This window comes from Pseudogemmobacter lacusdianii (assembly GCF_030848395.1).
GTDB classification, from domain to species: Bacteria; Pseudomonadota; Alphaproteobacteria; order Rhodobacterales; family Rhodobacteraceae; genus Pseudogemmobacter; species Pseudogemmobacter lacusdianii.
Genome location: NZ_JAVDBT010000001.1, coordinates 92,139 through 110,786, shown reverse-complemented (window position 1 = coordinate 110,786; position 18,648 = coordinate 92,139). Strand labels below are relative to the sequence as shown.

The following is an 18,648-nucleotide window of genomic DNA, read 5'->3' as shown; positions in this document are numbered from 1 at the left end:
AACACGGGGAGGCCCTCATGTCAGACGTTCATGAGCAATTGCGGGATATGGCGCGGCGCTTTGCCGAAAGCGAAGTGCGTCCTTTGGCGGAAGAGCTGGACCGGGATGAGCGGTTCCCGGCAGAACTTTACACCAAAATGGCCGAGCTTGGCCTGTTCGGCATCACTCTGCCGCCCGAACATGGCGGCGCGGGCATGGATTGCCACGCCTATGCTTTGGTGATGGAAGAGCTGTCGCGCGCCTATGCCTCGATCGCGGATCAATGCGGGCTGGTGGAGCTTTGCGCCACGCTTTTGTCGCAGCATGGCACCGATGCCCAGCGCGCCCAATGGCTGCCCGATATCCTCGCCGCCCGCAAACGCGTGGCCTATTGCATCACCGAAGCCGGAGCTGGCACCGATGTCAGCGGCATCACCACCACCGCAACGCGGACCGCGGATGGTTGGCTTCTGTCAGGCAATAAGCTCTGGATCCAGAACGCCCCCAATGCCGAAGTGGGCTTCGTGCTGGCGCGCACCGATAAGGCCGCTGGCAAGCGCGGGATGAGCATTTTCGTGGTGGATCTGGCCAGCAAAGGCGTCAGCCGTGGGCCGAAAGAACATAAAATGGGCCAACGCGCCTCGATGATCGGGGCCTTGCATTTTGATGCGGTGCAACTGCCTGCTGACGCGCTTTTGGGCGTCGAGGGCCGCGGCTTTCATGCGATGATGTCGGTCTTGGACAAGGGTCGGGTCGGCATCGCCTCGCTGGCCTTGGGCATCGCTCAGGCCGGGCTTGAGGCTTGCGTCGAATATGTAAAGACCCGCCAGCAATTTGGCCAACCGCTGGCCGAGATGCAGGGCGTGCAATGGATCTTGGCCGATATGGTCAAGGACATCAGCGCCGCGCGGCTCTTGATCCATGATGCGGCCCGCAAGCTGGACAATGGCGAGCCTGCGACCATGGCCTGTTCGATGGCAAAATGCTTCGCCTCGGATACGGCGGTGGCGCAATCGGCCAATGCGGTGCAGCTCTTCGGCGGTTCGGGCTATATTCGTGGGTTCGAGGTCGAGCGGCTTTACCGCGATGCCAAGGTGACCCAGATCTATGAGGGCACCAATCAGATCCAACGCAGCATCATCGCGCGGGAATTGCTGCGCTGAGAAAGGTTTAGGGGCGGGGATCACTCCCCGCCCCTTTGCATTATTCCAGCCCGAAGAAGCTCATCGTCGCATTCGCTTGGCCCATCAAAGCATGGTAGCCAATATGCGTCCGACAGCCCCGCGCCGCCGCCGCCTCAAGGAAGCGGGTGACATTGGGTTTCATGATCATCTCGGAGATGATCTGATTGGGGCTCAGCCGCGCGGGGTCGACCACGAAAGGATCTTCTTCGCGCATACCGACCGGGGTGGCATTGGCGACGATGTCAAAGCCCTCGGGCGCGGCCTCACCCGGTGCCACATCAAGGCCGGGATAAGCTGCTTGGAGCGAGGACAAAAGCCATTCCAGCTTCTTCCTGTCCAGCTCCACAATGCGCAGTTTGGCGACACCGGCCTGCGCCAGTTCGACCGCGCAAGCCGCCCCCGCGCCGCCTGCCCCGATCAAGAGCACCGATTTGCCTGCCGGATCGATGCCTTCCGAGCGCAACCCGTTCACATAGCCCACACCGTCGAAGATATCGCCGGTCCAAGAGCCATCCGCCTCGATCCGGATCGAGTTGGCGGCGCCCACCACGGTGGCGCGCGGCAGAACCAGATCGATCACCGGCATCAGTTTCGGCTTATGCGGGATGGTGGCGATGATGCCCGCGAGGTTCTTGAACGACCGCAAGCCTTTGATCGACGTCTCAAAATCCGCCTCGCTGAACTGCAAAGGCACAAAAACCACATCGTGGCCGCGCTCAGCCGACAGGCGGTTGTAAAGCTGGGTCGAGCGGACCTGCCGGATCGGGTCACCGATCACCACATAAAGCCGGGTCTCGCCGGTCACGCTGAGCAAAGCTGCGTTGGGATCTGCCATGGTCGTTCTCACAGGGTTTGGACGGACATGCCGCCGTCAAGGTTCAGGATTTGCCCGGTGGCATAGGGCAGATCGCCCGCAGCCAAAGCGGCCACGGTGCGGCCCACATCCTCGGGCTGGCCGATGCGCGGGATCAGCGTCAGCTTTTCGTTGTCGATGCGCTGCTGATAGGCGGCCAAAGCCATGCGCGACATATCGGTCTCGATCACGCCGGGGCGCACGTCATAGACCGAGACGCCAAACTCGGCCATCCGGGCGGCAAAGACCGAAGCCACCATCCCGGCCGCAGCCTTCGATACGCAATATTCGCCGCGGTTGATCGAGGCGGTATGGGCCGAGACCGAAGAGATCATCACAAGGCTGCGGAACCGCCCCTCAGCCGGCTGCACCGCCATGCGTTTGGCCACCGCTTGGGTGAAGAAGAACCCCGCTTTGGCATTGAAGAGCATGCAATGGTCGTAGCTGTCCTCTTTCGCTTCAAGCACGTCCTCGCGGCGCAAAGCGCCCACGCCCGCGTTGTTCACAAAGCAGCTGATCGGGCCCAGCGCCGCCTCAACCTCGGCCACCATTGCGGCATGGCCTGCGATATCGCCAACATCGCCCAACAGCACATGGCTGCGCACGCCAAATTCTGCGGCTTCCTTTGCCGTGGCCTCGGCGCTTTCGCGATCCGAGCGGCCGTGAATCACCACATCAAAGCCGCGCTTGGCCAAAGCCAAGGCGATGCCGCGCCCGATGCCGCGTGACGATCCGGTCACGAATGCGACGCCCGCGCTTTGCCGGTCCGTTTGGTCCATAGTCGTTCTCCTCACCATTGCGCATAGTCCTGCAGCAAGCTGGTAAAACGTTCAACCAATTTTCTGGATGATCCGCAGAGGCACCTTGGAAGGACACAGGGGCACGCCGCTTCCTTCGTCAGATGATTCGCAGAACCTGTCAGCCAGAGAGCTGCAACGACCCATAGAAAGCGATGTTTGAGCAATAAAACAACTCAGCCATATTCTTGGCTGTGCAGCGCTGTCCATTTCCCTGTTGATATATCGTTCTACTAACCGTACGGTTCCCCCATGATTGGCTCTCTGCCTGAGGAGGAGGGGGCGACCATCTCGGGGTCGGACAAAGGCCCCGGGTCACTGTGGAGGATCACATGAAAAAGACCCTGCGCGCCGCTTTTGCGGCCGTCACACTTATGGGCACCGCCGCGGGCTTTGGCACCGCAGCTTCGGCCGAGGAGGCAATCGTCCTCCACGGCGCCAGCGCCTATACCAGCGACCACATCTTCAACCGCGCAATGGCCAAGTTCACCGAAAAGGTGACCGAGTATTACGGCAAGCCGGTTGAATTCGTGATGCACGAGAACGGCGAGCTCGGCAATGAAGCCAGCTACTTCACGCTGATGGCGCGCGGCACCTCGGTCGACTTCGCAGTCGTCGCCCCGGCGCACCTGACCCAAGTGGTGAAATCGGCTGGCGTACTCGACACCCCCTTCCTTTTCCGCGACACCGCGCATTGGAAAAAAGCCATTGAGCAAAACGCCTTCGGCCCGGTCATCGAAGAGATCGAGACCAAAGGCCGCGTGAAAGTGCTGGGGCTGGGTGGCGGCGCTGAGCGCAACATCCTGTCCAACAAGCCCGCGACCAATCTTGAAGAGCTGGCCGGCCTGCGTATGCGCGTGCAAGGCACCCCGATCCATGCCACCGCTTTCGGCGCCATTGGCATTGAGCCGAGCGTGATCGCCTATAATGAGATCTACAACGCGATCCAAAGCGGCGTGATCGACGCGCTGGAGAACGAAGCTTCGACCAACGCTCAGATGCGTTTCTACGAAGTGGCTCCGGAAGTGATCCGCACCAGCCATATCGTGACTGTGCGCCCGCTCTTGTTCTCCTCGGCCACGCTTGAGCGTCTGCCGGAAGATCTGCAAGCTGCGATCTTGAAAGCCGGTGAGGATGCCGCCGCCTTCTGGCGCGAGACCGAGACCGCCGAAGACGTGGGCGCGCTTGAGCAACTGGCGGCCGAAAACAAGCTGCGCATCCACACCTTCACCGATCTGGAAAAGATGCATGAGCTGGTGGTGCCGGCGGTTGATGCCTATGCCGAAGAGCTGGGCGCTGCCGACATCATCAAAGCTGTCCGCGCGATCGAGTGATCTGGTGACGCAAACTGTCATGGCCCCGCTTTTGGGGCCATGATGGCAAAGGAGTATCCCCATGCGCTTCGTGCTGGACCTATATTACAAGCTTTTGCTCTTGGCCGTGGCCGCATTGAGCATCTTCCTTCTCATCCCCGTTGGCCTGCAAGTCCTTGCCCGCTTTGGCAAAATCGTGCCGCACTATATGTGGACCGAAGAGATGTCGCGCTTTTGCCTGATCTGGCTGATCATGATCGGCAGCGCGGTGGCCGTGCGCGAAAACACCCATTTCGACATTGACCTTCTGCCCAAGGCCAAGACCCGTCTGGGAGAGCTTTGCGGCATTCTGGCGGTGCGTCTGGCGATCTTTGGCTTTGGCATCGTCTTCCTGATCGGCAGCCTCGAGTTCGCCGAATTCGGTATGATCCTCAGCTCGGAAATCACCGACCTCAATCTGGTCTGGGTTTACGGCATCTTCCCCTTCGCAGCGATTGGCTGGCTGATCTTCACGGCCGAAGCCATCGTCACGGCGATCTCGAAATACCCGCGCGGCCAAGAGCTTACCGCGCCTACGGCCGGAGACTGATATGGCCATTGAATATGTCGCCGCGCTGATTTTCGGCACCTTCATCCTGATGCTCGTGCTGCGCGTGCCGGTGGCCTTTGCGCTGGGCATCGCCTCGCTGCCGCCGTTGCTGTTTGACCCCCGTGTCTCGCTCTTCATCTTGGTTGAGCAGATGTACAACTCCTACAACTCGTTCCTCTTGCTGGCCGTGCCCTTCTTCCTTTTGGCCGCCAACGTGATGAATGCGGGCACCATCACCGATAAGATGCTGAGCTTCTCGCGCTCGATGGTGGGGCATATGCCCGGCTCTTTGGCGCAGATGAACGTTGTGCTCTCGGTGCTCTTTGCAGGCGTGTCGGGCTCGTCCACCGCCGATGCGGCAAGTCAGAGCAAAATCTTCATCCCCGCGATGGTGAAAGAGGGTTACGACAAGAACTTCTCGGTCGCCAATACCGCGGTTTCCTCGGTGCTGAGCGCGGTCATTCCGCCCTCGATCATCATGGTGATCTGGGCCGGCACTTTGTCGATCTCGGTTGGCCAGCTTTACATCGGCGGCATTCTTCCCGGCATTATGCTGGCGCTGGCGATGATGGTCACGGTGCATATCTATGCCAAAATGCGGAATTATCCGCGTTACGAACGCGCGACGTTCAAAGAGCTCCTGCGCACCGGCGCCTTGGCAATCCCGGCGATGGGCCTGCCCTTCATCATCGCTGGCGGCAAGATCTTTGGCTGGTTCACCGCAACCGAAGCGGCGGCTGTGGCCAGCGTCTATGCGATCTTCTTGGCCGTGGTGCTTTACCGCGCGATGGACCTGCGCAGCCTTGGCCGCGCCTTCCTTGAGACCGGTAAGTTCTCGGCGATCTCGCTCTTCTGCCTTGGCACGGCTTCGGTCTTTGGCTGGCTTTTGGCCTATTACAAGATCCCCACCGCATTGCTGTCGCATGTGGTGGAATGGGAGATGGGGCTGATCGCGACCGGCTTCTTCATCGCCTTCGTCTTCCTGATCGTCGGCGCTTTCCTTGATGCGATCCCGGCCATCGTGATCGTCGGCGCCATTCTGCAGCCCCTGACCGTGGCCGCAGGCATGGATCCGATGCATTACGCGCTGATCGGTATTGTCTCGCTGGCCTTTGGCTTGGTGACGCCGCCTTACGGGTTGTGCCTGCTGATCGCTTGCGCGGCCTCGGACACGAAGATGCGCGATGCGCTGAAGGATACGTTGATCATGCTGGTGCCGCTCTTCTTGGTGCTGGTCTCGGTGATCATCTTCCCTTCGGTCTATCTCTGGCTTCCCAATCTGGTCGGTCCCGACGCGGGTCCGTAACCGCGAGGTGGCAGGGTCAGGATTGGCGTTTTCCTCCTGATCGGTTTTGGCCCTGCCCTATCGCCCAGATGAAAACACCCGCTCTGGGCCAGAGCGGGTGTTTTTGTATTTAGCGATGCTTTTGGGCGTCAGGCGTTGGGCACCCATTTCAGGATATGCTTGGCCACCGCCAAAAGCTTGCCCGTCTCGGCATCCTCGACCCGCACATCGGCTTGCGAGCGGCGGGCAGCTTCGTCAATCGAGGCAATCTGATAGCTGATGGCGATGGTGGTGCCGATCGGCACCCCCGCCAAAAACCGCACGGAATCATAGCCCAAAGAGACCGGCGTCTCCCCTGCCCCGCGCGCATCGGCGCAAGCCATTGTCGAGCAAGCCGACATATAGCCAACAATCAGCGCCCCATGCGCGATGCGACCGCCATAAGGCGTTTGCCGCATCGCAGCCTCATCGACGTGATTGGGCGACAGATCCCCGGTGATCCCCGCGAAAAGATAGACATCCGATTCCGAGACGGTCTTGCGAAAATGCCAAGTCTGGCCGGGCTGAACGTGGAAATCCGCCAATTTAAGCCTCAACCCCACGGGTCAGCATCAGCGCTTTCATCCGCGCCAAAGCTAGCTCGGGCTTTTCCAAAAGCCCCGCCGCATCGGCAAGACGGAAAAGCTCGGCCAGATGCAGGGTCGAGCGCGCGCTCTCTTGCCCGCCCGCCATGGTGAAATGCTTCTGGTTACCATTCAGCCAAGCCAAGAACACCACGCCGGTTTTGTAAAACCGCGTCGGCGCGGCGAACATCAACCGCGACAAAGGCACGGTCGGATCCATGATCGCCCGGAAGCCTTCCGCATCGCCATTGGTCAGCTTCTCCAAAGCCGCCGCCGCCGCCGGGGCGATCGGGTCGAAGATCCCCAAAAGCGCATGCGAGGAATGGCTGCCGTCGCCTTGGATCAGCGAGGGATAGTTGAAGTCATCGCCGGTATACATCGACACGCCTTCCGGCAGCTGCCGCCGCATCGCGACCTCTTTCTCCTCCGAGAGAAGCGAAACCTTGATGCCTTCGATCTTGGCGGCATTGTCGCGCATCATCGCAAGGCAATGCTCCATCGACTGCCAATGATCCGCGCCGCCCCAATAGCCTTCCAGCGCCGGGTCAAACATCTCGCCCAGCCAATGCAGGATCGCCGGCTGACGCAGGCCCGAGAGTACGCGGCCGTAAACCCGCGCATAATCCTCGGGCGTTTTGGCGGCACGGTTCAGCGCCCGGCTCGCCATCAAGATCACGCGAGAGCCAGCGGCCTCGACCGCCTCGCACTGCATCTCATAGGCAGCGATGATCTCATCAATCGTATGCTCACGGGACAGATCCAGATGATCCGTCCCTGCCCCGCTGGCGATCAAAGCGCCGGGGCCGAAAGCCCGCGCCTCGGCCGAGGCGCGCTGGATCAGCTCAAGCGAGGTCGCCCAATCCACGCCCATGCCGCGCTGCGCAGTGTCCATCGCCTCGGCTACGCCCAGACCCAGCGACCAAAGCCGGTGACGGAAGGCCAAAGTAGTCTCCCAATCCACTGCAGTGGTGATCCAAGGATCGTTGCCGGCCAAAGGGTTAATCGTCAAATGCGCCGCCGAATAGGCGATGCGGTTCCAGCTTTTATTCACTGGCGCCGCAAATGGCGCCGCACCGGACAGGGTGAAAGGCGCAAGGCTGCCATCAGCCTGCGGAAGAATGATGTTCATGGTATCTCCGAAAGGTTGGGGCGGTCAGGCGATGAAATGACGGGCATCCATCAGGCGCGGATTGCGCAGGATGGGGGTGAAACCCAGATGATCAAGCACGTCTATTTGCAGGTCCAGTCCCGGCGCATATTCGATCAGCTCCACGCCCTCGGGCGTCAGCCGGAAGACCGCGCGCTCGGTCACATAAAGCACGCTTTTGCCCTCGGCCTTGGCCTGCGCGCCCGAGAAGGTGATGCCCGCCACATCCGCGACCAGCTTTTGCACCTGCCCCTGCGCGTCAATGACCAGCTTGCCATTTTCCACATGGCTCCGCGCACCCTTGGTGTCGAAGCTGCCACAGAAGACCACCGCTTTGGCCTTTTGGGTGATGTCGACAAAACCACCCGGCCCTGAGATCTGGCCGTTGAAATGCGACACGTTCACATTGCCATGCCCGTCCATCTCGGCCAACCCAAGGAAGGTCATGTCGAGCCCGCCGCCCGAGTAAAGATCGAACTGCTCGGGCGAAGACAGGATCGCCGCCGGATTGGCCGCGATGCCAAACATATCGCCGGTCAGCAAATCGCCGTTATGGATGCCCTGCTCGATAGTGAACCAGAAATCCTTCTGCCGTCCCTCGGCGACGATCTTCTCGGCCACACCAGCCGACATGCCAAAGCCAAAGTTCAGCGTCGATCCCGGCACCAGCTCTTCCGCCGCCCGCGAGACCACGATGCGCCGCGCGGCATCTTCCTTGCCGGACGAGGTTTCAACCTTGCCATGCTCAAGACCCGCCAGCGCCAGATTGTAAGCGCCGCGATAGGTTTGCGCCTGATCCGGCACCACAAGGATATAATCGATCAAATTGCCCGGAATGGTGACCTCGCGCGGGCGAATATCGCCGTCGGCGACCAGCTCACGCACCTGCGCAATCACGATACCGCCCGAGTTGCGTGCGGCCATCGCCACCGAATAGCTGTCGAGATCGGCGGGCTCATCTCGTGCCGACACATTGCCCGAAGCATCCGCAACCGAGCCGCGCACCACGCCGATATCCACCGCAAAGGGCTTGTAGCGCAGCACATCTTTGCCATCGATCTGCATCAGCTCGACGATTTCTTCGGTGGTCGCTGTGTTGCAGCGCCCACCCTGCTGGCGCGGATCGGCAAAGGTGCCAAGGCCGACATGCGTGAAAAGCCCCGGCCGCCCGGCACCGATCTCGCGGAACAGATGCATCAAAACGCCGCCCGGCAGGCAGTACGCTTCAATCTCATTCTTCTGCGACATCGACAAAAGTTTCGGCGACCAGACCCAATGCCCGCCGATCACCCGCCGCACCATGCCATGATGGGCGAAGCGGTTCACCCCGCGTCGATCCTTATCGCCAAAGCCCAAAGCATGCACCAAAGTCATATCCTTGGGACTGCCGTGGGTGACAAAGGCCTCTTCAAAGCAGGCAAGGACTGCGTCCGGCTCCAACAAGCCACCGCCTGCACCGGTGCTGCCGACCGTGCGGCGCTCGGGCATCGCAGCAAGGATCGCCACCAATTCCTCTTTTGTAACGATTTTGACCAATCTACCCTCCCTAGGCTTGCGGCCCCACCTCCGCCTTCGGGAAAGCCGCTCAGTTTGGTATAACGTTATATCAACACGCCCCCTAGCGTCAACGTGGCCCGCAGAGGCGCACAGCGGCAGCTCTTGAATGACAGATGCTTAAAACTTCACAGTTTTGAACAAGTGGCACGAAGGGTTAGACAAGATGAGACCGCCGATAACCGAGCTACACGCAACGTAACTCTGCAATAACGATTTACTGAATAAGGCAGAGCGCCTATCCCGCATGTCAAAACCCGGCTATGGTAAACCAAAGGCCAATATTCGGTTAAGTGAGCGCTTGATGACCAAAGCCAGAACCTCGCAAAAGGTGACCATCGTCGATATTGCGCGTGAAGCGCAGGTCTCCACCTCGACGGTGTCTCTGGTGCTGCGCAAATCTGGACGAATCTCGGCCGAGACGGTGGCGCGGGTGCATGAGGTGATCCGCAAACTCGGCTACACCTACAACCGCAACGCCGCCAATCTGCGCCAACAGAAAAGCCAGTTGATCGGTCTGGTGATCAACGACATCCGCAACCCCTTCTTTGCCGAAGTCACCTCGGGCGTGCAGCAAGCGCTTGAGGGCACCGACGTGATGTTCTTCTTGGTCGACACCAAGGATGAGATCGACGAGCAGGACCGCGTGTGCCGTTCTTTGCGCGAATTTGGCATTGGTGGGCTGGTGATTTTCCCTGTCGCCTCCACCCGAAAGAAGTTCTTCCGCGATTTGACAGCAGATGGCGCGCCGGTCTGCGTGATCTTGCGCAACCCCGGCGATCCACAAACCAATTTCGTCGGCCCCGACAACCGCGAGGCCGCCCGATTGGCCACCCGGCACCTATTGTCACTCGGCCATCGCAAGATCGCCTATCTCGGCGGCGAGGCAGAAGGCCAAGCGCGGCGCGAACGCTTGGAAGGCTATCATCTGGCACTGACCGAAGCCGCAATACCGCTTGAGACCGCCGTGGATTTCGCCGGCAAGCCAGACCGAGACACCACCGCCGGCCTCGTCGCCCGCATGATGTCGCGCGAAGACCCGCCCACCGCCGCGGTTTGCCACAATGACAACGTGGCCATCAGCGCCATGCACAGTTTGCGCGCGATCGGCAAAGAACCGGGCCGTGACATCTGCATCGTTGGAATCGACGGCATCCCCCAAGGCGCCGAGGTGCTGCCCGGCCTGACCACCGTGCAAATGCATGGTGCCGAAATCGGTCGTCGCGCGGTTCAACTCATCCTTGCGCGGATGCAAAACCCCGGCCAACCCATCGAGACGGTAACCCTGCACCCCGAATTGATCATCCGCGGCTCTTGCGGCAGCACTGCTCAACCTTAATCCGCACTGCCATGCGAGACAAAAGCCCCCGCGATACGGCTTTTTTTCATTAGCAAAACCTTCGCCGCGTCTTCCCTCTTCCCGGCCCTGCCGCGCCACGCTATATCCGCGCCATGACCGAGCTTTCATTGATCCGCAACTTCTCGATCGTGGCCCATATCGACCACGGTAAATCCACCCTCGCCGACCGGCTCATTCAGATGACCGGGACGGTGGCGCAGCGTGACATGAAGGCTCAGCTCCTTGACTCGATGGATATCGAGCGCGAGCGCGGCATCACGATCAAAGCCAACACGGTGCGGATCGAATATCCCGCTAAGGATGGCAAAACCTATATCCTGAACCTGATCGACACCCCCGGCCACGTCGACTTCGCTTATGAAGTATCGCGGTCGATGCGGGCTGTCGAAGGCTCGCTGCTGGTGGTGGACGCCAGCCAAGGCGTTGAGGCCCAGACTTTGGCCAACGTCTATCAAGCGCTTGATGCTGGGCACGAAATTGTGCCGGTTTTGAACAAGATCGACCTGCCCGCCGCCGATCCAGATCGGGTGAAGCAGAACATCGAAGATGTTATCGGCCTTGATGCGTCGGATGCTGTGCCGATTTCGGCCAAAACCGGCCTTGGCATTCCCGAGGTGCTGGAAGCGATCGTGACCCGCCTGCCGGCCCCGCAAGGCGACCGCGACGCGCCGCTGAAAGCCATGTTGGTTGACAGCTGGTACGACCCCTATCTGGGCGTGGTCGTGATGCTGCGCGTGATGGACGGCGTGGTCAAAAAGGGCGACCGCATCCGGATGATGCAAACCAATGCCGTTTATGGCATTGATAAACTTGCAGTTTTGAAGCCGCAAATGGTTGATATCCCCGAGCTTGGGCCCGGCGAGATCGGCATTTTCACGGCTTCGATCAAACAAGTGCGCGACACCAAGGTTGGCGATACCGTCACCCATGAACGCAAGGGTACCGAAGAGCCGCTTCCGGGCTTCAAGCCGTCAGTTCCGGTGGTCTTCTGCGGCCTTTTCCCGGTGGATGCCGCTGATTTCGAACCTTTGCGCGACGCGATTGAAAAACTTTCGCTGAACGATGCCTCCTTCTCAACCGAGATGGAAACCTCAGCCGCTTTGGGCTTTGGGTTCCGCTGTGGTTTCCTGGGTCTTTTGCACTTGGAAGTCATCCGCGACCGGCTTGAGCGCGAATATGACCTTGATCTGATCACCACCGCTCCTTCGGTGGTCTTCAAGCTCTATATGAAAGATGGCGAGGTGCGTGATCTGCACAACCCCGCTGACATGCCCGACCTGACGCTCATCGACCACGTTGAAGAGCCCCGTATCAAAGCCACCATCATGGTCCCGGATGAGTATCTGGGCGATGTGTTAAAACTTTGCCAAGATCGTCGCGGCATCCAACTCGACCTCAGCTACGCCGGCCAGCGTGCGATGGTTGTCTATGACCTGCCCCTCGCCGAAGTCGTCTTCGATTTCTACGATCGGCTGAAATCGGTCACCAAGGGCTATGCCAGCTTTGACTACACGATCTCGGAATATCGTGAAGACCACTTGGTCAAAATGTCGATTCTGGTGAACGATGAGCCGGTCGACGCTTTGGCGATGATGGTCCACCGCGACCGCGCCGAGTCGCGCGGCCGCGGTATGGTCGAAAAGCTGAAAGACCTGATTCCGCGGCACATGTTCAAAATCCCGATCCAAGCCGCCATCGGTGGCCGCGTGATCGCGCGTGAGACGCTAAGTGCGATGCGCAAAGACGTGACCGCAAAATGCTATGGCGGCGACGCCAGCCGCAAGCGAAAGCTTTTGGACAAGCAAAAAGCCGGTAAAAAGCGTATGCGCCAGTTCGGCAAGGTCGAGATCCCGCAAGAGGCCTTCATCTCGGCCCTCAAGATGGACGACTGACGCCAGTTACGTCCTGCTTAGCGTGTCATTTACCAAAGGCGCCGCGGGTCATCCTGCGGCGCTTTTGCATTTTACGCATCATTATGGGTCGAAGTGCACTTCGGCTGTATCGGATAATTGCACAATTCACCGAACCTCGGGACTGCACTGCGGGCCCGCTCTCCACGCAGCGTCATGGTCAACTGCGCGACGGGCATCGGTTGGCTTAACCTCTCATTAATCCAGATGGTGCAAGCTGCACGGATGAACGGTTCCATCCGCACAATTCTATTCCTGCTCTTTCTTGCCAACTGTGGCGCAAGCCCCGCACCCGAATTCTTTGGGGCGACCCGGCATGATGTGCGCCGCGATGGCCGCGACTACGTCATTTTCCGCAAAGAGAGCCGGGTTGAAATCATCCGCCTCGGCCGTGTGAAGAATGGGGATCATCACAAAGTACGCGCTACGATGATTGCCTTAATCCCCGACGTAACAGGTTGCGAAATAAACGAAAAATCACTGCAAGGTGACTCTGGGGAAATGCGCGGCAGCCTTATCTGCGAATAAGAAGAACCCAAGCCAAATAGGCTCCGGCAGCGGCAAAGACGAACGCCCATACCGGCGCGCCATTATAAAATTCCACGCATGCCCAGCCGAATGCCAGCACTGTGCAAAGCCAGCGCACCCATATCTTTGCAAAAAAAGGATGCTTGGGATCAAGAAGTTGCATGATTTAATCAGCTTTCCATGGCAGGCTGGCACAAAAGGAGCGTCCAGCATGCCGCAAATTGCCCAGGACTTCCACGGCCAAACGGTGATTACCACCTTTGAGACCACGCCCGGCTTGGCCTTCGATCTCATGGAGTCTTTGCAAAAGGCTTATGCGGAATGCATTTCCAAACAACCCGGCTTTATCGCGGCGGGGCTGCATATCAATGATGCGCGCACGCGCGTCTGCAACTACTCGCAATGGCAAAGGCGAGAGGATTACCAGGCCATGCTTCGCACCGACGAAATGCGCGAAAGAAACCGCCATATCAACGGGTTATGCAAAGGGTTTGAGCCGGTAATGTATGACATCATTGCCAATTATGAGAGGCTAACGCCTTCTTGAAGGGAGAGTAAAATGGGTATCGAAAGCATCATCATTCTGATCCTCGTCGGTGCAATTGCAGGTTGGCTGGCGGGTCAGATCGTCAAGGGATATGGCTTCGGTCTTGTTGGAAACATCGCCGTCGGCATCATCGGCGCATTCATCGCAAGCTGGCTGTTGCCGCGTATCGGCATTTCCATCGGTTCCGGCATCATTGCAGCGATCATTCACGCCACCATCGGCGCAGTGATCCTTTTGGCACTCCTCAAACTCGTGCGGCGGGCGTGAAACCGGCCGCCGATCCACTCTGACTTGAGAAAAGTTGGAGCGGGGTCACCTTTCGCAGGCGACCCCGTCTCCGTCCCGATCCAGTCCGTAAATATCATCTCCGACGACATAAACCGGCCCGCGCACATAGGCAGGGCCGTTGCCACTGCCACCCGCACAATCCACATCTGATGCAATTGGCACGCAGGCGCCCTCATAATTAGGATCGCAGCTTTGTGCCGAAGCGGGCAATGCGAAAAGCGGAGCAACGAGCACCGTCGAATATAGACGTTTCAAAGCGATTCATCCTCTTCCCGTTAAGGAAGATTAACGAACCGTTAATAGGAAACCAGTTATTTCGCCGCTTAGCGCCGGCCGCGACTGCGCACCCCGCCACGTTGTCCCGGCCGACCCGCCGTTGACCGCCCCGATGCCTTCACGGCCAATTCCGCCGCCTCTTCCACGGCCGATTGGCGCGCCAAAGGATCATCCGAGACCGCAAGTTCAACGGCTTCCAACCGCTTGATTTCATCACGCATTCGGGCTGCCTCTTCGAACTCAAGGTTCTCTGCAGCCTTGCGCATAGCGTGACGCAGAGCGTCCAAATGCGCCGCCAGATTCTGCCCGACATTCGCCTTTTCAACCTTGGCGGTGACACGACTTTGGTCAGTATCCCCCTGCCACAGCCCCGCCAACACATCGTCAACGTTCTTCTTAACCGTTTGCGGAGTGATGCCGTGCTCAAGGTTATAGGCGCGCTGCTTTTCACGCCGCCGCTCGGTCTCGGCCATTGCGCGCTCCATGCTGCCGGTGATCCGGTCGGCGTAAAGGATCACCCGCCCCTCAGCGTTGCGCGCGGCCCGACCAATCGTCTGAATGAGCGAGGTTTCCGAGCGCAGGAAGCCCTCCTTATCGGCGTCCAAAATCGCGACCAAACCGCATTCGGGAATGTCCAAGCCTTCGCGCAAAAGGTTGATGCCAATCAGCACGTCAAAGGCGCCGAGACGGAGGTCACGCAAAATTTCTATACGTTCGATTGTGTCAATATCCGAGTGCATATACCGCACACGAATGCCCTGCTCATGTAGGTATTCTGTAAGATCTTCAGCCATCCGTTTGGTCAAAGTCGTAACCAAAACCCGCAAGCCACGGGCAGAAACGCGGCGGATTTCGTCTAAAAGATCGTCGACCTGCATGTCGACAGGTCGGATTTCCACTTCGGGATCGATCAATCCCGTTGGACGGATCACCTGTTCGGTAAAGACGCCACCGCTCTGCTCAAGCTCCCAAGCCGCGGGCGTCGCCGAAACGAAGACCGATTGCGGCCGCATCGCGTCCCATTCTTCGAATTTCAAGGGGCGGTTGTCCATGCAAGAGGGCAGCCGGAACCCGTGTTCGGCCAACGTCATCTTGCGCCGGAAGTCGCCTTTATACATCCCGCCGATCTGCGGGACAGAAACGTGGGATTCATCAGCAAAAACAATGGCGTTATCGGGGATAAACTCGAACAAAGTCGGCGGCGGCTCCCCCGGCGCGCGCCCGGTCAGCCAGCGCGAATAGTTCTCGATCCCCGCGCAAGAGCCGGTGGCTTCCATCATCTCAAGATCGAAGTTTGTGCGCTGCTCCAGCCGCTGCGCCTCAAGCAATTTCCCCTCCCCCGTCAACTGCTTCAATCGGTGAAAGAGCTCATCCTTGATGCCCTTGATCGCCTGCTGCAAAGTCGGGCGCGGTGTAACGTAGTGCGAGTTCGCATAGATGCGAATTTGCTGGAAACTGTTGGTTTTCGCCCCAGTCAAAGGGTCAAATTCAACAATCGCTTCAAGCTCTTCGCCAAAGAAGCTGAAACGCCAGGCGCGGTCCTCAAGGTGGGCGGGCCAGACCTCAAGACTATCGCCCCGCACCCGGAAAGAGCCGCGCTGGAAGGAGCTTTCCAGTCGCCGATATTGCTGCGCGACCAGTTCCGCCAGCACTTTGCGCTGATCGTAAAACTGCCCAACAATCAGATCTTGCGTCATCGCCGAATAGGTCTCGACCGAGCCGATACCGTAAATACAGCTCACCGAGGCGACGATGATCACATCATCGCGCTCCAGCAGTGCCCGCGTCGCCGAGTGGCGCATGCGGTCAATCTGCTCATTGATCTGACTTTCCTTCTCAATATAGGTGTCGGTGCGGGCGACATAGGCCTCGGGCTGGTAGTAATCGTAATAGGATACGAAATATTCCACCGCGTTATCGGGGAAGAAGCCTTTGAATTCGCCGTATAATTGCGCAGCCAGAGTCTTATTTGGTGCCAAGATAATCGCAGGCCGCTGCGTCTCTTCGATCACCTTGGCCATGGTAAAGGTCTTACCGGTGCCGGTCGCACCCAAAAGCACCTGATCGCGCTCACCGGCCAGCACACCCGCGGATAGTTCAGCAATCGCAGTGGGTTGGTCGCCAGCCGCCTGAAACGGCGTCTGCATTTCAAAGCGGCGCCCCCCCTCAAGCTTGGGGCGCGTCAGCACCTCGGGGCGCGTGGTCAGGGCGTCGGTGGTGTTGTGAGGCATGGTCTGGGGTCCTGCGGGCGGGAATCCCTAACGGGACGAGTAAAATTGGCTCTAGCAGATTTGATCTGTCTTTGTTCCCTTTCAAGGCGCAAATCGCAGAATTATTACAATGCCACCGGCGCGACCGGGCCCCTGCCCCACAAAACTGCCTATGAACCGCTGCACCGCGCCCAAGCGGAGGCTTGCGCTTTGCAGGCATTTCAGCCAGAAAGCCTGAAAAAGCTGACGCAAAGCCCGAGGTTTCCATGCGCGCCCGTATCTATCAGCCCGCCCGCACGGCAATGCAGTCCGGCACCGCCAAGACCCAGTTTTGGGTGCTGGAATATGCGCCGGCCTCTGCGCGTGAGGTTGATCCGCTGATGGGCTGGACTTCGACCAGCGACACGCAAACCCAAGTTCGCCTGCGCTTTGACAGCCGGGAAGAGGCTTTGGCCTATGCCGCCTCGAAAGGGATCGAGGCGACGGTGATCGAGCCGCAGCCGCGCAAAGCCAATATTCGCCCGCGTGGTTATGGCGAGAATTTCGCCACCGATCGCCGGGGCGCTTGGACGCATTGATGACGCAGCGTATCGCCGAAGAAAGCCCGCTCACCGAAGATCTTGAGCTGCTTTTTGCGCGCCATACCGCTGATATGCACGCCGACACGCCGCCGGAATCGATCCATATGATGGATCGCGGGGCCTTGGCGCGCGAAGGCGTCCGCCTTTTCGTGCTGCGTGAGGCGGGCAAGCCCTCGGCGATGGGGGCACTTAAACGCATCAATGCCGAGCATGCTGAGCTGAAGTCGATGCATGTCTTGGCCGAATCTCGCGGTCGTGGATTGTCGCGCCAAATACTTGAACATTTGGTTAACGCCGCCAAGGCCGAGGGCTACACCCGCCTCTCGCTTGAGACCGGCATTCAACCCACCTTCATCGCCGCCCGCGCCCTTTATGAGCGGGCTGGCTTCAGCACCTGCGGGCCGTTTGAAGGCTATGGCCCTGATCCGAATTCGGTTTTCATGACGCGCGCGCTGGTTTAAAAGCCAGCTTACTGGTCCCGTAGCTCAGCTGGATAGAGCAGCTGCCTTCTAAGCAGCGGGTCGGGGGTTCGAGTCCTCCCGGGATCGCCACTTCTCTTTCACATCATACCAGCGCCCCTTGCGCTAAGGGCCACGCCCCAGCAACCGCAACATCTCAGCGGCGGCCGCTTCAGCGCTGCTCTGGCCTGACAAGACCTCTTCGCCAAAACGCGCCATCAGGCCGCGTGCGGGCTCGTGCGTCAAAACCGCCAACAGCCCTTGGCGCACCTCTTCGACGAAGGCCTCTTGCGCTTGCTCGGCGCGGCGCGCGGCCCAATGCCCCTCGGCTTGTCGCCAGTCGGCCAAAGCCTGCATCTCAACCCACGCCAGATCCAACCCATCTCCGGTGGCCGCACTGACACAAAGCGCCTTTGGGAACCCCTCAGGATCCTGAGGGCGGCGGCGCAACAGCCGCAAAGCTCCGGCATAATCGGCCTGCGTCCGCGTCGCGGTCTCGCGCAGGGCTCCATCGGCCTTATTCACCAAAATAAGGTCCGCAATCTCCATAATCCCGCGCTTCACGCCTTGCAGCTCATCCCCGCCCGCCGGTGCCATCAGCAAGATGAAAAGATCGCAGAGCCCTGCAACCATCGTCTCGGACTGACCAACCCCGACGGTCTCGATCAAGATCACATCGAAACCCGCCGCCTCACACAAGGCCACCGCCTCACGGCTGCGCCGGGCCACACCGCCCATCTGCGCTTGGCTGGGTGAGGGGCGGATGAAAGCCAAAGGATGCCGCGAAAGCCGCTCCATCCGGGTCTTATCGCCCAAAATCGAACCGCCCGAGCGGGCCGAGGAAGGATCAACCGCCAGCACCGCCACCCGCAGCCCGGCCTCCACCAGCATCATCCCGAAAGCTTCGATGAAGGTGGATTTCCCCACCCCCGGCGTCCCCGAGAGCCCAATGCGCAAGGCTTCGCGGTCACGGCCAAGGCCGCTCAGCAGCGCCAAAGCCGCCGCGCGATGATCGCTGCGCGCGCTTTCGACCAATGTGATCGCCCGCGCCAAGGCGCGCCGGTCGCCGGACCGAATGGCCTCAGCGGTTATCTGATTTGACCTGTTCATCCGACATTCCTGCCCGAGCCGGTGCCAAAGTGCCAGCACCTAATGCTTTGACAACC

At 59.6% G+C, this 18,648-nt stretch carries 20 protein-coding genes and 1 tRNA gene; 12 read left to right on the top strand and 9 right to left on the bottom strand.

Annotated features, from left to right (window positions below; genetic code table 11):
- The first annotated feature begins 17 nt into the window (after window positions 1-17).
- A complete protein-coding gene (locus tag Q9295_RS00525) occupies window positions 18-1,142 on the top strand; it encodes an acyl-CoA dehydrogenase family protein (RefSeq protein ID WP_306678341.1) in 1,125 nt (374 codons plus the stop codon).
- 40 nt (window positions 1,143-1,182) lie between these two features.
- On the opposite strand, the gene Q9295_RS00520 is transcribed toward Q9295_RS00525, so the two are convergent.
- Both Q9295_RS00520 and Q9295_RS00515 read right to left on the bottom strand, forming a co-directional pair.
- Entirely contained in the window at window positions 1,183-1,998 is an 816-nt protein-coding gene (locus tag Q9295_RS00520; RefSeq protein ID WP_306678339.1) for a shikimate dehydrogenase family protein, read from the bottom strand.
- Between the two features lie 8 nt (window positions 1,999-2,006).
- Window positions 2,007-2,795: a 3-ketoacyl-ACP reductase gene (locus tag Q9295_RS00515; RefSeq protein WP_306678337.1), complete on the bottom strand. Its 789-nt coding sequence runs from the start codon at window positions 2,793-2,795 to the stop codon at window positions 2,007-2,009.
- A gap of 350 nt (window positions 2,796-3,145) precedes the next feature.
- On the opposite strand from Q9295_RS00515, the gene Q9295_RS00510 reads away from it, so the two are divergent.
- The 3 genes from Q9295_RS00510 to Q9295_RS00500 all read left to right on the top strand — a co-directional run bounded on the left by Q9295_RS00510 (window position 3,146) and on the right by Q9295_RS00500 (window position 6,021).
- Window positions 3,146-4,147 carry a TRAP transporter substrate-binding protein gene (locus Q9295_RS00510; RefSeq protein WP_306678335.1) on the top strand — a complete coding sequence of 334 codons (1,002 nt, stop codon included), beginning with the start codon at window positions 3,146-3,148 and terminating at the stop codon, window positions 4,145-4,147.
- A gap of 61 nt (window positions 4,148-4,208) precedes the next feature.
- Window positions 4,209-4,715: a TRAP transporter small permease gene (locus tag Q9295_RS00505; protein ID WP_306678333.1), complete on the top strand. Its 507-nt coding sequence runs from the start codon at window positions 4,209-4,211 to the stop codon at window positions 4,713-4,715.
- 1 nt (window position 4,716) lies between these two features.
- Window positions 4,717-6,021, top strand: coding sequence for a TRAP transporter large permease (locus Q9295_RS00500; RefSeq protein WP_306678331.1), 1,305 nt, complete (start codon window positions 4,717-4,719; stop codon window positions 6,019-6,021).
- A 128-nt stretch (window positions 6,022-6,149) separates the two neighbouring features.
- Here the strand turns inward: Q9295_RS00500 and Q9295_RS00495 are convergent, their stop codons facing one another.
- The 3 genes from Q9295_RS00495 to Q9295_RS00485 are packed head-to-tail and all read right to left on the bottom strand — an operon-like array spanning window position 6,150 to window position 9,306.
- A complete protein-coding gene (locus Q9295_RS00495) occupies window positions 6,150-6,584 on the bottom strand; it encodes a MaoC family dehydratase (protein ID WP_306678329.1) in 435 nt (144 codons plus the stop codon).
- 1 nt (window position 6,585) lies between these two features.
- Window positions 6,586-7,752, bottom strand: coding sequence for a dihydrodipicolinate synthase family protein (locus tag Q9295_RS00490; RefSeq protein WP_306678327.1), 1,167 nt, complete (start codon window positions 7,750-7,752; stop codon window positions 6,586-6,588).
- A 24-nt stretch (window positions 7,753-7,776) separates the two neighbouring features.
- Window positions 7,777-9,306, bottom strand: a complete 1,530-nt coding sequence (locus Q9295_RS00485; protein WP_306678325.1) for an acyl CoA:acetate/3-ketoacid CoA transferase — start codon at window positions 9,304-9,306, stop codon at window positions 7,777-7,779.
- Between the two features lie 322 nt (window positions 9,307-9,628).
- Between Q9295_RS00485 and Q9295_RS00480 the strand changes: the two genes are divergently transcribed.
- The 3 genes from Q9295_RS00480 (at window position 9,629) to Q9295_RS00470 (ending at window position 13,122) form a co-directional block, all read left to right on the top strand.
- Window positions 9,629-10,663, top strand: coding sequence for a LacI family DNA-binding transcriptional regulator (locus Q9295_RS00480; RefSeq protein ID WP_306678323.1), 1,035 nt, complete (start codon window positions 9,629-9,631; stop codon window positions 10,661-10,663).
- Between the two features lie 113 nt (window positions 10,664-10,776).
- The gene (gene lepA, locus Q9295_RS00475) at window positions 10,777-12,576 is read left to right on the top strand and encodes a translation elongation factor 4 (protein WP_306678321.1); all 1,800 of its coding nucleotides are present in this window, start codon (window positions 10,777-10,779) and stop codon (window positions 12,574-12,576) included.
- 243 nt (window positions 12,577-12,819) lie between these two features.
- Window positions 12,820-13,122 (top strand): hypothetical protein, encoded by a 303-nt coding sequence (locus Q9295_RS00470; protein WP_306678319.1) that lies wholly within the window; start codon window positions 12,820-12,822, stop codon window positions 13,120-13,122.
- On the opposite strand, the gene Q9295_RS00465 is transcribed toward Q9295_RS00470, so the two are convergent.
- Window positions 13,109-13,285, bottom strand: coding sequence for a hypothetical protein (locus tag Q9295_RS00465; protein ID WP_306678317.1), 177 nt, complete (start codon window positions 13,283-13,285; stop codon window positions 13,109-13,111). The two genes, Q9295_RS00470 and Q9295_RS00465, sit on opposite strands and share 14 nt — an antisense overlap.
- Window positions 13,286-13,333: 48 nt before the next feature.
- Between Q9295_RS00465 and Q9295_RS00460 the strand changes: the two genes are divergently transcribed.
- Both Q9295_RS00460 and Q9295_RS00455 read left to right on the top strand, forming a co-directional pair.
- Entirely contained in the window at window positions 13,334-13,669 is a 336-nt protein-coding gene (locus tag Q9295_RS00460; RefSeq protein ID WP_306678315.1) for an antibiotic biosynthesis monooxygenase family protein, read from the top strand.
- A 12-nt stretch (window positions 13,670-13,681) separates the two neighbouring features.
- A complete protein-coding gene (locus tag Q9295_RS00455; protein WP_306678313.1) occupies window positions 13,682-13,936 on the top strand; it encodes a GlsB/YeaQ/YmgE family stress response membrane protein in 255 nt (84 codons plus the stop codon).
- 45 nt (window positions 13,937-13,981) lie between these two features.
- On the opposite strand, the gene Q9295_RS00450 is transcribed toward Q9295_RS00455, so the two are convergent.
- Together Q9295_RS00450 and uvrB are read right to left on the bottom strand one after the other, a co-directional pair.
- Window positions 13,982-14,062, bottom strand: a complete 81-nt coding sequence (locus Q9295_RS00450) for an excalibur calcium-binding domain-containing protein (RefSeq protein WP_306678763.1) — start codon at window positions 14,060-14,062, stop codon at window positions 13,982-13,984.
- A gap of 218 nt (window positions 14,063-14,280) precedes the next feature.
- On the bottom strand, window positions 14,281-16,464 hold the full coding sequence (gene uvrB / locus Q9295_RS00445) for an excinuclease ABC subunit UvrB (RefSeq protein ID WP_306678311.1): 2,184 nt from the start codon (window positions 16,462-16,464) through the stop codon (window positions 14,281-14,283).
- Window positions 16,465-16,709: 245 nt separating this feature from the next.
- Here uvrB and Q9295_RS00440 point away from each other — a divergent pair, with 245 nt between their 5' ends.
- The 3 genes from Q9295_RS00440 to Q9295_RS00430 all read left to right on the top strand — a co-directional run bounded on the left by Q9295_RS00440 (window position 16,710) and on the right by Q9295_RS00430 (window position 17,575).
- Window positions 16,710-17,021 carry an ETC complex I subunit gene (locus tag Q9295_RS00440; protein WP_306678309.1) on the top strand — a complete coding sequence of 104 codons (312 nt, stop codon included), beginning with the start codon at window positions 16,710-16,712 and terminating at the stop codon, window positions 17,019-17,021.
- Window positions 17,021-17,485, top strand: coding sequence for a GNAT family N-acetyltransferase (locus Q9295_RS00435; protein WP_306678307.1), 465 nt, complete (start codon window positions 17,021-17,023; stop codon window positions 17,483-17,485). The genes Q9295_RS00440 and Q9295_RS00435 overlap by 1 nt, the downstream gene beginning before the upstream one ends.
- 13 nt (window positions 17,486-17,498) lie before the next feature.
- A tRNA-Arg gene (locus tag Q9295_RS00430) sits at window positions 17,499-17,575 on the top strand.
- A 33-nt stretch (window positions 17,576-17,608) separates the two neighbouring features.
- Here Q9295_RS00430 and meaB read toward each other — a convergent pair.
- Window positions 17,609-18,592, bottom strand: coding sequence for a methylmalonyl Co-A mutase-associated GTPase MeaB (gene meaB / locus Q9295_RS00425; RefSeq protein ID WP_306678305.1), 984 nt, complete (start codon window positions 18,590-18,592; stop codon window positions 17,609-17,611).
- Between the last annotated feature and the right edge of the window lie 56 nt (window positions 18,593-18,648).